Consider the following 14531-nt stretch of genomic DNA (forward strand, 5'->3'; position numbering starts at 1 on the left):
AATAGTCGGCGGCATTATTTTTTGATGTGGGTTAATAAATTAAACCGTTTTTCTTTGCTTCAAATGTAAGTTCATCTCTGAAATCCGGATGTGCGATGCTGATTAAGCGTTTTGCTCTTGTAGGTACGTCGCAGAAACGTAAGTTTACACAGCCGTATTCAGTTACGACATACATGATTTCGGCACGAAGTGTTGTTACAATACTGCCGGGTGCAAGACTTAAGCAGATTTTTGAAACAGGGCCGTTTTTGGTGTTTGCAACAGATGACATGGCTATGAAGGATTTTCCGCCCTTTGATAATGTTGCACCGCGGATATAGTCAACCTGTCCGCCGGAGCCTGAGAACTGACGGAAACCTATGCTTTCGGAGCAGAGCTGTCCGGTAAGATCCATTGAAAGACCTGTGTTTATTGAAATCATATTGTCGTTTGCGGCGATGTTTTTTACATCGTTTACGTACTGATAAGGTTCATAATATACTCTCGGATTTTTGTCTATGTAATCGAGAGTTTCTCTTGTTGCCATTGTAAAACCGCATACGGAACGGCCGGGCATAAAGGTTTTTTGGCTGTTGTCTATTACGCCGAGCTTCTGGAGATATGCCATTGAATCTCCGTACATTTCGCTGTGGACACCGAGATGCTTTTTGTCAACAAGACCGTAGCCGACAGCGTTGGCTGTTCCGCCTATACCGAGCTGAATACATGCACCGTCGGGTATCTGCTCAAGTATGTATGATGCAATCTTTTTATCTGTTTCGGAAGATTCCCCTGACGGAGGAATGTCGATAGGTTCGTTGTGCTCAACAAAAGCAGAAATTTCGCTTACGTGGAAATCGTGCCTTGAACCGCATACTCTCGGAATGTTTTTATTTATTTCGGCTATGATTTTCTTTGAATTAACTATGCCGGCCGGAATGTATCCGGCAGGTCCTATGTTGCAGAAGCCCTGTTCGTCAGGCGGTGACATAGGTATAACGGCAACATCGGGACTTACAAATTTCATATATTCTTCAAACTGGTTGAGATGAAGAGGAACATTTGTTACCGAACCGTATTTTGCACCTGAACGCTCATATCCGCCATAAAAATAAGCATAGTATCTGAATTTATCCGGTGTAAGACGTTCGTCATCAAGGCCTATATCATTGAGAATAAGATTGCCATAGGCTGAAATGCCGCTGTATTCGCCTTCCTTTATTTTGTTGAGAAGTGTTGTGAATGTTTCCTTTGCAATGCCAAGACCGCCTAAAAACAGCTTGTCGCCGTTTTTTATGTGAGCCTTTATGGCTTCATTGGCTGTCATAAGCTTTGATTTGTAGATTTCATCATAGGTCATGTAATTTTGCTCCTTTCTTGTGTAAAACGTGGTGCACATTATTTATAGAATACTTCCATAAGCATAAGTCCTTTTGCCGGTGCAAGAGGTCCGGAAGAGTTTCTGTTTTTGTCTTCGATTATCTGTGTAATGTTTTCGGGAGAAAGCTCGCCTTCACCGACTTTTATCAGTGTTCCGCTTAATATTCTGACCATGTGGTATAAAAAGCCGTCGCCGGTAAAGTCGATGTTTATTTCATTTCCGCTTTGGAAAATTTCAATGCTTTCTATTGTTCGGACAGTGGATTTGTTCCCTTTTTTGTTATCGGTAAAGCTTTTAAAATCATGCTTCCCGATAAGATATTCCGAGGCCGAACGCATAAGTTCGATATTAAGGCTGTCGGTATGTCTGAAAGCGTATTTTTCGGTAAACACGGCAGGAATTTTTCCAGTCAGTATTTTATATCGATAGGTCTTTTTTATTGCATTAAGACGGCTGTGAAATCTCGGTTCGGCCTCCCATGCGGATATAATACCTATGTCGACCGGAAGAAATTTGTTTATGTTGTCCATTATCTCTTCGGCGGTCATATCGGTTTTTATCTTGAAATTGGCAACCTGTCCGTAAGCATGAACTCCTGCGTCTGTGCGTCCTGAGCCATGAACTTCGATTTCTTCGCCAAGCATTTTGAATAATATTTTTTCAAGCTTATTTTGAATTGTGTTTCCTGTGTTGCCCTGTTTTTGCCATCCGCTGTAATTTGTTCCGTCATATTGCAGCTTTATTGCAATGTTTTTTATCATAAAAACCGTCCTCCGAAAAAATAGGTAATTAAAATGATTATATACTTTTTGGGTTAAATAATCCACTGCTTTATAATTGCAGATTGATTTTTTAATGATATTATCTGATTTATGTACGGTTATTTAAACAATAGCCTTAAAATATGCGATATAGATACTTTTTTTAGTATAAAAGCAGGTAAATGAGCAAAAAAAGCTTTCCTACATAAAATTTTGGTGTTATAATACAACATTATAAAATAGATTAATTATGGGCAGCTGTATTGATTTTCTTTACGGCTGTATTGTTAGATATATTTGGGAGGCTTTTTGCTTATATGGAAAAGTTGGTTATTACCGGTGGTAAACGTCTTAACGGAGATGTTTTTATCAGCGGTGCAAAGAATGCGGCTGTTGCCATAATTCCTGCGGCTATTATGTCGGGCGGAGTATGTATAATTGAAAATCTGCCTAATATTGAGGACGTCGCAAGCCTGCGTTCAACGCTTAACAAAATGGGAGCTGTCTGCGAATATGTGGATAAGCATACACTTAAGATTGATAGCAGCGGAAATATAAACACTTCTGCTGTATTTGAGGAAGTAAGAAAAATACGTGCTTCATATTATCTTCTCGGAGCTTTGCTCGGAAAATATAAAAAAGCAGAGGTTGCAATGCCCGGCGGCTGTAACTTCGGAACACGTCCGATAGACCTTCATTTAAAAGGCTTTAAGCTTTTGGGAGCAAAGGTCAATGTATCCAACGGAATTGTTACTCTTTCGGCAGAACACCTTAAGGGTGCACAGATTTATATGGATCAGGTCAGCGTCGGAGCAACAATTAATATTATGCTTGCGGCATCAATGGCGGAAGGAACAACTATAATCGAAAATGCGGCGAAAGAACCGCATGTTGTTGATACGGCAAACTTCCTTAACATGATGGGAGCAAACATAAAGGGTGCCGGTACGGACATCATAAGAATACGTGGCGTAAAAGAGCTTCATGGTGCGGAGTATACAATTATTCCGGATCAGATTGAGGCCGGAACATATATGATTGCAGCCGCAATGGCAGGCGGAGATGTTACCGTAAGAAATATCATTCCCAAGCATATGGATTCGCTTACGGCTAAGCTTGCGGAGATGGGTGTAGAAATAGAAAAAAATGATGACAGTATCAGGGTTATTTCATCTGGACAGCTTGAAGGAGCTAATATAAAGACTATGAGTTATCCCGGTTTCCCTACGGATTTACAGCCGCAGATGACGGCACTTTTGAGCGGCTGTCACGGAATAAGCGTTGTTACGGAAAACGTATGGGATAACAGATACCAGTATGTTGACGAATTAAGACAGCTCGGTGCAAGAATTACCGTTGAATCGAGAGTTGCCATGATTCAGGGTGTTGAAAGACTTAAGGGTGCAAAGGTTTCTGCAACGGACTTAAGAGCCGGTGCGGCAATGGTTGTTGCCGGTCTTTCGGCAGAAGGAGTTACGGAGATAGATAATATAAAATATATTGACCGTGGCTACGAAGATATAGAAGAAAAGCTTTCAAATATCGGAGCAGATATTAAGCGTGTTAATGAAGATTAAGTTGGGTGGGTGTGTTTTGTTATGGATGTAAAGTTTTGTCCTCTTGTTAGCGGAAGCAGTGGGAACAGTACTTACATTGGTACGAAGCATACCCACATTCTTATTGATGCAGGAGTAAGCTGCAAGCAGATTGTCGAGCATCTTAACGAGCTTCATGTTAATCCGGAAGATCTTGACGCTATTTTTGTTACGCATGAGCATATCGACCATATAAAAGGCGTCGGAGTGCTTTCAAGAAAATATGATATACCGGTTTATGCAACTCCGGGAACATGGGAAGGTATAGGCTCAACCGTAGGAGAATTTTCTCATAAGAACATACGCTATGTCTATAAGGACGAGCAGTGTGTTATAAACGACATATGCGTAAAACCTTTTGAAATACCGCATGACACAATCGAGCCTGTGGCATATTCGGTGTTTGCCGAGGATAAAAAAATGACTGTGGCAACGGACATAGGGCATATAACCGATACAATAAAGGAAAACGTATATGAATCGGACGTTCTTCTTCTTGAGGCTAACCATGATATAGAAATGCTCAAAAACGGAAGCTATCCATGGCCGCTCAAAAAACGTATATTGGGCGATAAAGGACATCTTTCCAATGTTGCGGCAGGAGAAACACTCAGCGAGCTGATGAGCGGAAAAACAAAATTTGCTTTTCTCGGGCATTTGAGCAATGAAAACAATGAGCCTCATCTTGCTTATGAAACCGTTAAGAAAATACTTGAGAAAAACGGTGTGAAGGTCGGTACATATTTCAAGCTTGATATGGCGGCAAGATACAGCAACAGCCTTGCCGTTGAGCTGTAAGGCGGTTGATATTATGAAGGTTACTGTTATAAGTGTCGGCAGACTTAAGGAAAAATACTGGCAGCTTGCCATAGATGAATATTCCAAAAGACTGGGAAAATATATTAAGCTCAATATAATCGAGGTTGCCGATGAAAAAGCACCGGAAAACCTCAGTGTGGCAGAGGCACAGATAGTAAAAAAGAGCGAAGGCGAAAGAATACTAAAAAATATAAAAAGCGATATGTACGTTATTGCACTTGCCATAGAAGGAAAAATGCTTACCTCAGAGGAGCTTTCCGGCTTTCTTAATGAAAGAATGGTAAGAGGTGACGGAAACATTGCATTTGTGATAGGCGGTTCACTCGGTTTAAGCTCCGAGGTGATGGAGAGAGCCGATTATAAATTAAGCTTTTCAAAAATGACATTTCCGCATCAGATGATGCGAGTTGTTCTTCTTGAACAGATATACAGAGCCATAAAAATAATGAAAAACGAACCATACCATAAATAATATTACGGATAGGGAGAAAGCTATGGAAAAGCGAAAGGAAATAGACTTTATAAACGTTTTATTGTGTCTGCTCGTTATGCTTATACATATTTTATCCTATTCGATTTCTACCCTGGACAAGACAAGTGTCTGGTATGCGGCGGTGCTTATGCCGTCCAGACTTGCCTCTTTTGTTGTTCAGGGCTTTATTTTTATCAGTGCATTGAAATATTCGATGAGATATTGCGGAAAACAAAACAGCGGTTTTAAGTATCCGTCATTTATGAAATCAAGAGTTAAAACGGTTATAGCACCGTATATTTTGTGGAATATAATATTTTATCTGGCACTTATACCGCTTGGATATTTCATTTTGTCAACGGGTTCAATAAAAGCAATATGCACCTATATCGTCAAAGGCGACATGATAAGCCATTTTTATTTTGTTGTTGTAATAGTCCAGTTTTATCTGTTAATGCCGCTGTGGCTCAAATTAACGGATAATTTCAACGGCATGATGCTGTGCGTCATATCAATGTGCATAATGGTGCTGTTTGGGCGGTATGCGTCCGGATTCCGGTATAATGACAGAATATTTTTAAAATATATTTTTTACTGGATATGGGGCTGTACAGCCGGCAGAAATTATGAAAGGTTTATCCACATGTTAGATAAAAATAAAGGAAAATTGTTGATAACATTTTTAATTTTTGCGTTTGCGGATTCTTTTGGACTATATATAAACAATACCGTAGGAATTATCCCCGTTATGGAATATATACACATTGCTTACTGCATTTTTGCAATAATGCTTGTGTTTATGTTGGGTATAAAATTCAGCGGAATTGTGGATAAAACGGTTTTGTCTTTTGTAAACAGGCAGAGCTATAATATATATCTTTCACACTGTCTTATGCTGTACTATTGCAATTATCTGCTGAATTATTTCGGAATATATTCCGCAAAGGCAATGCTTTTGGCAAGATTTGTGCTTTGTTATGCGGTTACATTGATATTCTGGAGCATATATGATGTCGTAAAAAGAAAAATAAGCTGTTAAAAACGCTGTTGATAGTCCTGTGGATATGTTTATAGGCAAAAAACAGCTCAAATTGCGGAATATATATGTTAAGTATAAGACAAAGAATATTTTAATGAAATATGCTGAAATTTATTGTTGAATTTAATAAAAATACCTCTTCTGTGTTGTCTGAGAAGAGGTATTTTCTACGTTATGACGAAATTATTTTTTTTCTGAAAAATTATTGACAGTTGGAAAATGTGTGTAAAACCTGTTAATAACTTTGTGGACACTGTGGATAACTTAGTCCTCAACCAGTGCTTCGCCTATTAAATAGACATCTCCGGCACCCATAGTTATCAACAAATCGCCTTCCGAACAGTTTTTGCGTACATAATCCTTAATGGCCTCGAAATCGCCTACATATTCGGCGTCCTTTCCGTTGGCTCTTATATGCTCGGCAAGCTGTTTTGAGTTTATAAGGCCTGTATCCTTTTCTCTTGCGGCATAAATATCGGCAACGATTATTTTGTCCGCATTTTCAAAGGCTGTTGAAAACTCGTTGATAAGGTTATAGGTTCTTGAATATGTGTGAGGCTGGAATATACACCAGAGCTTATTTTTCTCAATGTTCTTTGCGGCAGCAAGAGTAGCCTTTATTTCTGTCGGGTGATGTGCATAATCGTCAATTACGGTTACGCCGTTGAATTTTCCTTTGTACTGGAAACGTCTGTCCGTGCCTGTGTAGCTTTCAAGTCCGGCAACAATGGCACTGTTATCGACATCAAAAGCTTTTGCGGCGGCAAATGCGGCAAGAGCGTTGTCAACATTGTGTTTTCCGGGAACCTTGAGTGCAACATGGCATTCGGGTTTTCCGTTTCTTACTATATCAAAATGATATGCACCCTTTTCGGTTACGGTAAGGTTGGTTGCCGAAACATCGGCATTGCTGTCTGTACTGCTGTATGTTACTACCTTTGCCTTTATTCCGTCTGTTAATTCCTTATAGTTATCAACAGCTGTGTTTATAACAAGAGTTCCGTTGTCGGCAATATTTCCGGCAAACTTATGGAATGAATGTCTTATGTTTTCGAGATTTTTGAAATAATCAAGATGGTCTGCGTCTACTGTAAGTATTACTCCTACATAAGGCTTGAAATGAAGAAAGCTATCGAAATATTCGCAGGCCTCGGCAATGAAATAATCCGATGAACCAAGACGGATATTTCCGTTTATGGACTGAAGTATTCCGCCGACTGTGATTGTCGGATCAAGCTTAGCGGCCATTATTATTTCGGAGATCATAGATGTTGTTGTTGTTTTTCCGTGTGTTCCGGAAACGGCGATACTGTTTTTGTATCTGTCCATTATTGCACCTAAAAGTGTAGCACGCTCGATTACGGTTATGCCTTTTGCTTCTGCCGCAAGCATTTCGGGATTGTCGTGCTTAACAGCGGCGGTGTAAACAACGAGATCTGTTCCGTTCTCTATGTTTTCTGCCTTCTGTCCTATGCTTACTTTAATGCCCTGTGCTCTAAGGCTGTCGGTAATTCCGGATTCTTTTATATCCGAACCGGTTATTGTAAAGCCTTCGTAATTGAGTATTTCTGCAAGACCGGACATACTTATGCCGCCAATGCCTATGAAATGTATATGCTGATTGTTGTTTGATAAATTAATATTCATATTTAAGACTTCCTCTATACGATTTTTTTCAGATTGATATTTAAAGAAAGTATACTACAATAAGCAAATAAAATCTACTCTGTTGCATTAAAAGAAATTAAAAAAAGGCTTATTAAAATATATAAATATATTTTGGTGAAATAATACTATTTTTTATTTATGTTATATATGGTAAAATTAATAGATAAATTAAATATGTAATATTGTTACAGAAATAATATTATGAAGTTTATCACCGTTGGAATTACATTAAGGAGGCGGTATATTTGGAAAAGAAGGAAATAATGGCACTTCTGCTTGCCGGAGGACAGGGAAGCAGACTTGGAATTCTTACTAAAAACACAGCAAAACCGGCAGTAAGATACGGCGGAAAATATCGTATAATTGATTTTCCGCTCAGCAACTGTATTAACTCGGGTATTGATACGGTAGGCGTACTGACACAATACCAGCCTCTGATGTTAAATCAGCATATCGGCATAGGTATTCCATGGGATCTGGACAGAAAAAGCGGCGGCGTTACCATACTTGCTCCGCACGTTAAGGGCGGAGAAGAAATGGGCGACTGGTTCATGGGAACGGCAAATGCCATTTATCATAATCTTGAGTATATCGACAGATATGATCCGGAATATGTGCTTATTCTTTCCGGTGACCATATCTATAAAATGGACTATTCAAAAATGCTTGAGTTCCATAAGGCCAATAACTGCACAGCTACAATAGCTGTTCTTGAGGTTCCCTTTGAAGAGGCAAGCCGTTTCGGAATTATGAATACTCTCGATGATGATAAAATATATGAATTTGAAGAAAAACCGGCGAATCCAAAGAGCAATCTCGCATCAATGGGTATTTACATATTCACATGGAAAAAGCTCAGAGAGGCACTTATAGAGGATAATAAGGTGCATTCAAACAGTGACTTCGGTATGCACATTATTCCTAAAATGCTTGCCGACGGAGAAACATTATATGCTTACAGATTTAATGACTACTGGAAGGACGTCGGAACAATAGAATCCTATTGGCAGGCAAATATGGAGCTTATAAAAACAGTTCCCGAATTCAATTTTTATGATAAATTCTGGAAAATATATACCAAAACCGATAATCAGCCGCCTCAGTATGTTGGCAGAGGAGCAAAGCTCCAGCAGTCCATTGCATCGGAAGGCTGTGAGGTTTACGGAGAGGTTCATTCTTCGGTACTTGGTCCTGATGTGCTTATCAAAAAAGGTGCGGTCGTAAGAGATTCAATACTTATGGAAAATGTTGTTATCGAAGAAGGTGCTGTTGTTGACAGATGTATAATCGATAGAAACAACATTATAGGAAAGGGTGCTGTTCTCGGTGAAGGCGAAAACATTCCCAACGAGCTTAAGCCCAATATCTATAATACGGGAATAACCGTTGTCGGAGAAAATTCCGTTATACCCGACGGCGTGCATATAGGCAAGAACTGCGTTATATACGGAAAAACCTCTGCTGAGGACTATCCGGACGGTGTTGTTGCAAGCGGAAAATCCGTTATTAAGGAGGAGAGCAGATTATGAAAGCAGTCGGTATTATTTTAGCCGGAGGAAACAGTGAAATGCGTCTCGGCGATTTAACGGCATTCAGGGCGGCAGCAGCTATGCCCGTTGGCGGCAGTTACAGAGCCATAGATTTTCCGCTTACAAGCATGACAGCCTCCGGAATAGGAAAAATTGCGGTTATTACACAGTATAATTCAAGATCGCTCCATGACCACCTTGTTTCATCAAAATGGTGGGACTTAGGAAGAAAAAAAGGTGGACTTTTCGTTTTTTCACCTTATACAAGCATGGATAATTCATCATGGTTCAGAGGAACTGCGGATTCAATTTATCAGAATCTTACCTTTTTGCAGAGAAGTAATGAGCCTTATGTTGTTATTGCCTCCGGAGATTCGGTTTACAAAATGAATTTCAAGAAGGTTATAGAATATCATGTGGCAAAAGGTGCAGACTTAACAATAGTATATAAAAATATAGAAAATGAAGATTTGTCCAAATACGGCGTTATGCAGATGGACGAGGACAAGCGTGTTATTGATTTTGAGGAAAAGCCACTTGAGCCTGTCGGACACAGCGTATCGCTCGGAACATATGTCATAGGCAGAGAAATGCTCATAGATCTGCTTGAAACAATAATTGCAGAGGGCAGATATGATTTTGTAAGAGATATTGTTATACGACTCAGAAAGAAGCTCAAAATATACGGCTATGAATTTGACGGCTACTGGAGAAGTGCCGGAGCAAGCATAAGCGAATATTATAGAACAAATATGGACTTTCTTGATAAAGACGTAAGAGATTTGTTCACAAAACAGGAGCCGTATATCGATACAAAGCCGAAGGACGAGCCTCCTGCAAAATACAATATGAATGCCGATGTTGAGGATTCGCTTATAGGCAGCGGAACAATAGTAAACGGCAGAGTTGAGCATTCGGTGCTTTTTAGAAGAACATTTATAGGCGACAGAGCGGCAATTAAAAATTCCATACTTATGGAAGGCTGTTATATCGGCAACGACTGTGTTGTTGAAAATGCAATTCTTGATAAAAATGTTGTTGTTACCGAAGGAAAAAGTGTTATAGGTCTTGCGGATACGCCATTAGTTGTAAAGAAAAATGATGTAATATAATAAAAGACTACTGATTTAGTAAAATTTGTGTTATTATTAGATATACAAGGAGAGAATAAAAATCAGAATAACATCAGAATAACTGAAATAAAATACAGATGATATAACATCATTGGTATTCAGAAAGGAAAGGGCAGAATGGAAGTAACAGATATAAGAGTCAGAAAGGTAAATAAGGAAGGAAAAATGAAAGCAGTTGTTTCGGTTACATTTGATAACGAAATCGTTATCCATGATATAAAGGTAATCGAAAGAGAAGAAGGTCTTTTCATTGCTATGCCGAGCAGAAGAACAGCAGACGGAGAGTTCAGAGATGTTGCTCATCCCATAAATGCGGAAACAAGGAACAAAATACAGAAACTTGTGCTTGAAAAATACGAAGCCGCACTCCTTGAAGAAGAGGCTTTTGAAAGAGAACACAACATGGAATAAGTAATTAGGCGGTGTCTGATAACCAGATGCCGCTTTTTACGTGTATATAATAATTATTTTTGACAATTCGTTAATAAAAAAATATAATAGCGTTAGAAACGGATTTAAAAATTTAATTTTGAGCAAATGGAGAGATTTTTATGAATAAACTTAAAGCTGTAATCCTTGCCGCCGGCGAAGGCAAAAGAATGAAGTCTAAACTTCCTAAGGTTCTTCACAAGGTTCAGGGGAAAACAATGGTTGACTGGGTTATTGACACAGCAAGAAGCTCCGGTGCAGATGATATATGTGTTGTTATCGGTCATGGCGGAGAACAGGTAAAGGAAACATTAAAGGATAGAAATGTTAAATTTGCCGTACAGAGTGAACAGCTTGGAACAGGCCATGCGGTAATGCAGGCAGGAGATTTTATAGAAGATAATGCCGATATTATTGTTTTTTATGGTGATACACCGCTTATTACCGCAGAAACAATCAAAAAAATGCTTGATTATCACAGAAAAGAGGATAACAGCATAACAATTATTTCTGCTATTGTGGATAATCCGGCCGGTTATGGACACATAATAAGAGATGAAAACGGACTTTTTGTTAAAAATGTTGAACATAAGGACGCAACAGATGAGGAAAAACTCGTAAAAGAAATAAATACAGGAATTTACTGCTTTAAGGGAACAGCTCTTAAAAAAGGCCTTTCGTTGTTGAAAAACGACAATGCACAGAAGGAATATTATCTTCCCGATACATTGGAGATAATTCTTTCCGACGGCGGAAAGGTAAACGCTATGGTCGTTGACGATGCGGACGAATTTGCCGGAGTAAACTCAAGAGTGCAGCTTGCAGAGGCAGAAGCTGTTATGAGAAACAGAATTAACAGATACCATATGGAAAACGGTATTACAATAATTGATCCTTCAAGAACATATATCGATGCCGACGCGATAATAGGATGTGACACTGTGCTTTTGCCCGGAGTTGTTATCGAAGGAAAAACTGTTATCGGAGAGGACTGTGTTGTCGGTCCGGATTCAAGACTTACCGATACAAAGCTCGGAAACGGCGTTAAATTCCAGTATTCAACAGCTATCGAGTCTTCTGTGGACGATAATACAACAGTAGGCCCTTATGCCTATATCCGTCCCAACTGTGCAATAGGAAAGAATGTAAAAATCGGTGACTTTGTTGAGGTTAAGAACTCAAATGTTGGTGACGGAACAAAGGTATCCCATCTGACATATATCGGTGATTCCGATGTCGGAGAAAGAATTAACTTCGGCTGCGGAACGGTTACGGTAAACTATGACGGAAACAAGAAATTCAGAACGGTTATTGGTGATGATGTATTCATCGGCTGTAACACAAATCTTGTTGCACCTGTCAAAGTGGGAAAGGGAGCATATATAGCCGCAGGCTCAACCATAACGGACGAAGTACCGGAAAATTGTCTCGCTATTGCCAGAGAAAGGCAGATAAATAAGACAGGTTGGGTTAAAAAGTAAAATTTTGTGGTATATTAAAGTAAAAATTTGAATAGTTTTTATGTTGAATTTTGATATATTGTGTTGTACCATATATAGTGGAATGGCTATGTGAAGCCGAAAATGACTGATTACCGAATAGGGGGACAAATTGAAATGATGTACACAGGCAGAAGCAATATTAAAGTTTTTTCCTGCAACTCAAACCCTGAACTTGCAAAGGCAATAGCAAAGAATCTTTTCCTTTCACTTGGAGAGGCAGAGGTTACACAGTTCAGTGACGGTGAAATTTCCGTAAAAATTAACGAGACAATCCGTGGTGCGGATGTTTATATTATCCAGTCTACATCACAGCCTGTTAATGACAGCCTTATGGAATTACTTATTATGATTGATGCAATGAGAAGAGCATCAGCCGGAAGAATTACAGCTGTTATTCCTTACTATGGCTATGCAAGACAGGATAGAAAGGCAAGAGCAAGAGATCCAATCAGTGCTAAGCTCGTAGCTAATCTTATAACAACAGCTGGAGCAGACAGAGTCCTTACAATGGATTTACATTGTGCTCAGATTCAGGGCTTCTTTGATATTCCTGTGGATCATCTTCAGGGAAATCCCATACTTACAAATTACTATCGTGAAAAATATGCTGACCAGCTTGATGAGTTTGTTGCAGTTTCACCTGACCTCGGAAGCGTAGGCAGAACAAGAAGCTTTGCAACAAGAGTTGATATTCCTATCGCTATCATCGATAAGAGAAGACCTAAAGCAAATGTCAGCGAAATTATGAATATTATCGGTAACGTAGACGGCAAGAGAGTAATCCTTGTTGACGATATGATCGATACAGCCGGAACAATCTGCAATGCCGCAAGAGCACTCGTTGAAAGAGGAGCTATCGAGGTAGACGCCTGCTGTACTCATGCCGTATTATCAGGCCCTGCAATCGACAGAATTCAGGATTCACCTATAAATGAGCTTGTTGTGCTTAACACAATACAGCTTCCTCCCGAAAAGAAGATTTCTAAGATTAAAGAGCTTTCGGTTGCACCTATTTTTGCCGATGCAATTAATCGTATCCATGAGGGTATTTCAATTTCTACATTATTTGACTAATATATGTATAATTCACAGGTCGGTTTCGTTTGAAATCGGCCTGTTTTAAAATTGAGGACAGATAAAAATTATTTTTTGGATATACCTGATAGGAGTGATTTTATTATGAAATATGATTTTCCGAAGCTTGATCTGCATTTGCATTTGGACGGTTCTATGTTGCCTGAGTCCGCATGGGAAATGGCAAAGGAACGTAATATAAAACTTCCTGCTGACAATATAGACGATTTTAAAAAATTTATTGTGGTGACAGCCGATTGCCGAAGTGTAAACGAATATCTTGAAAGATTTGAAATGCCACTTCAGATAATGCAGGACAGTTCGGCAATATCCAGAACCGCAAAAGAGCTTGTTGAGCTTTTGGCCGGACAGGGGCTTGCATATGCAGAGATACGTTTTGCACCACAGTTACATACAAGAAACGGACTTACACAGAAAGATGCAATAGAGGCGGTTATTGACGGAATAAACAAAGGTATAGAGAATTGTCCGTCGATTAAAATCGGTGTTATATGCTGTACAATGAGCGTTGGCCCGGAAACCGCAAATATGGAGGAAAATCTAGAAACGGTAAGACTTGCAAAGGATTATCTCGGAAAAGGCATTTGCGGAATAGATCTTGCCGGTGCGGAAGGCATTGTGCCGCTTAAAAATTTCCACCCGATATTTGATCTGGCAAAGGAGCTTGGCATACCGTTCACATGTCATGCCGGTGACAGTCAGGGTCCTGATACCGTAAGAGATGCAATGGATTTCGGATCTAAAAGAATAGGACATGGACATCATATATTTGATGATAAAGAGCTTTGCAAAAGCGCCATTAAAGAAGGCGTTACTCTTGAAATATGCCCGACAAGCAATATACAGTGTCAGTCACAGCCGAGCTATGAGGAGCATCCGGCGAAAAAGCTTTTTGATATGGGTATGAATATAACCATAAATACCGACAACATGATATTGTCGGATATAAACCTTGATAAGGAATATGACAGATGCCTTAATCAGATGGGCTTTGAATATAAAGATCTTATCAAGATGAACATAAATTCCGTAAAAGCATCATTTATGCCGGAGGAAGAAAAACAGCCGTTAATAGAAAGACTTGAAAAATATTATAAATAATCCAAATAAGCAAAAAATATTCCTCTGT

13 protein-coding genes are annotated in these 14531 nt (G+C 39.3%); 10 read left to right on the forward strand and 3 right to left on the reverse strand.

The window, feature by feature from the left end; all coding sequences use genetic code 11:
• Positions 1–31 precede the first annotated feature (31 nt).
• Complete coding sequence (locus KQI66_RS05020) at positions 32–1339, reverse strand: acetyl-CoA hydrolase/transferase family protein (protein WP_216427586.1); 1308 nt, start codon at positions 1337–1339, stop codon at positions 32–34.
• 38 nt (positions 1340–1377) lie between these two features.
• The gene (gene truA, locus KQI66_RS05025; protein ID WP_216427587.1) at positions 1378–2121 is read right to left on the reverse strand and encodes a tRNA pseudouridine(38-40) synthase TruA; all 744 of its coding nucleotides are present in this window, start codon (positions 2119–2121) and stop codon (positions 1378–1380) included.
• A 317-nt stretch (positions 2122–2438) separates the two neighbouring features.
• On the opposite strand from truA, the gene KQI66_RS05030 reads away from it, so the two are divergent.
• From KQI66_RS05030 to KQI66_RS05045, 4 genes are read left to right on the forward strand one after another with little or no spacing between them, the layout of a single operon-like run.
• Complete coding sequence (locus KQI66_RS05030) at positions 2439–3698, forward strand: UDP-N-acetylglucosamine 1-carboxyvinyltransferase (RefSeq protein WP_216427588.1); 1260 nt, start codon at positions 2439–2441, stop codon at positions 3696–3698.
• A 21-nt stretch (positions 3699–3719) separates the two neighbouring features.
• A complete protein-coding gene (locus KQI66_RS05035; RefSeq protein ID WP_216427589.1) occupies positions 3720–4514 on the forward strand; it encodes an MBL fold metallo-hydrolase in 795 nt (264 codons plus the stop codon).
• Positions 4515–4527: 13 nt separating this feature from the next.
• On the forward strand, positions 4528–5007 hold the full coding sequence (gene rlmH / locus KQI66_RS05040; RefSeq protein ID WP_216427590.1) for a 23S rRNA (pseudouridine(1915)-N(3))-methyltransferase RlmH: 480 nt from the start codon (positions 4528–4530) through the stop codon (positions 5005–5007).
• Between the two features lie 22 nt (positions 5008–5029).
• On the forward strand, positions 5030–6046 hold the full coding sequence (locus KQI66_RS05045) for an acyltransferase family protein (RefSeq protein ID WP_216427591.1): 1017 nt from the start codon (positions 5030–5032) through the stop codon (positions 6044–6046).
• A 264-nt stretch (positions 6047–6310) separates the two neighbouring features.
• On the opposite strand, the gene murC is transcribed toward KQI66_RS05045, so the two are convergent.
• The gene (gene murC, locus KQI66_RS05050; protein ID WP_216427592.1) at positions 6311–7693 is read right to left on the reverse strand and encodes a UDP-N-acetylmuramate--L-alanine ligase; all 1383 of its coding nucleotides are present in this window, start codon (positions 7691–7693) and stop codon (positions 6311–6313) included.
• Positions 7694–7959: 266 nt separating this feature from the next.
• On the opposite strand from murC, the gene KQI66_RS05055 reads away from it, so the two are divergent.
• From KQI66_RS05055 to add, 6 genes are all read left to right on the forward strand, one after another.
• Positions 7960–9243, forward strand: coding sequence for a glucose-1-phosphate adenylyltransferase (locus KQI66_RS05055; protein ID WP_216427593.1), 1284 nt, complete (start codon positions 7960–7962; stop codon positions 9241–9243).
• Positions 9240–10355 carry a glucose-1-phosphate adenylyltransferase subunit GlgD gene (gene glgD, locus KQI66_RS05060; protein WP_216427594.1) on the forward strand — a complete coding sequence of 372 codons (1116 nt, stop codon included), beginning with the start codon at positions 9240–9242 and terminating at the stop codon, positions 10353–10355. The genes KQI66_RS05055 and glgD overlap by 4 nt, the downstream gene beginning before the upstream one ends.
• 138 nt (positions 10356–10493) lie before the next feature.
• On the forward strand, positions 10494–10787 hold the full coding sequence (gene spoVG / locus KQI66_RS05065; RefSeq protein WP_216427595.1) for a septation regulator SpoVG: 294 nt from the start codon (positions 10494–10496) through the stop codon (positions 10785–10787).
• A 140-nt stretch (positions 10788–10927) separates the two neighbouring features.
• Positions 10928–12286, forward strand: a complete 1359-nt coding sequence (gene glmU / locus KQI66_RS05070; RefSeq protein WP_216427596.1) for a bifunctional UDP-N-acetylglucosamine diphosphorylase/glucosamine-1-phosphate N-acetyltransferase GlmU — start codon at positions 10928–10930, stop codon at positions 12284–12286.
• A gap of 135 nt (positions 12287–12421) precedes the next feature.
• Positions 12422–13381: a ribose-phosphate diphosphokinase gene (locus KQI66_RS05075; RefSeq protein WP_330655029.1), complete on the forward strand. Its 960-nt coding sequence runs from the start codon at positions 12422–12424 to the stop codon at positions 13379–13381.
• A 105-nt stretch (positions 13382–13486) separates the two neighbouring features.
• On the forward strand, positions 13487–14503 hold the full coding sequence (gene add / locus KQI66_RS05080; protein WP_216427597.1) for an adenosine deaminase: 1017 nt from the start codon (positions 13487–13489) through the stop codon (positions 14501–14503).
• Positions 14504–14531: the final 28 nt, after the last annotated feature.

This window comes from Anaerotignum sp. MSJ-24, from assembly GCF_018918145.1.
Lineage (GTDB): Bacteria > Bacillota > Clostridia > Lachnospirales > Anaerotignaceae > Metalachnospira.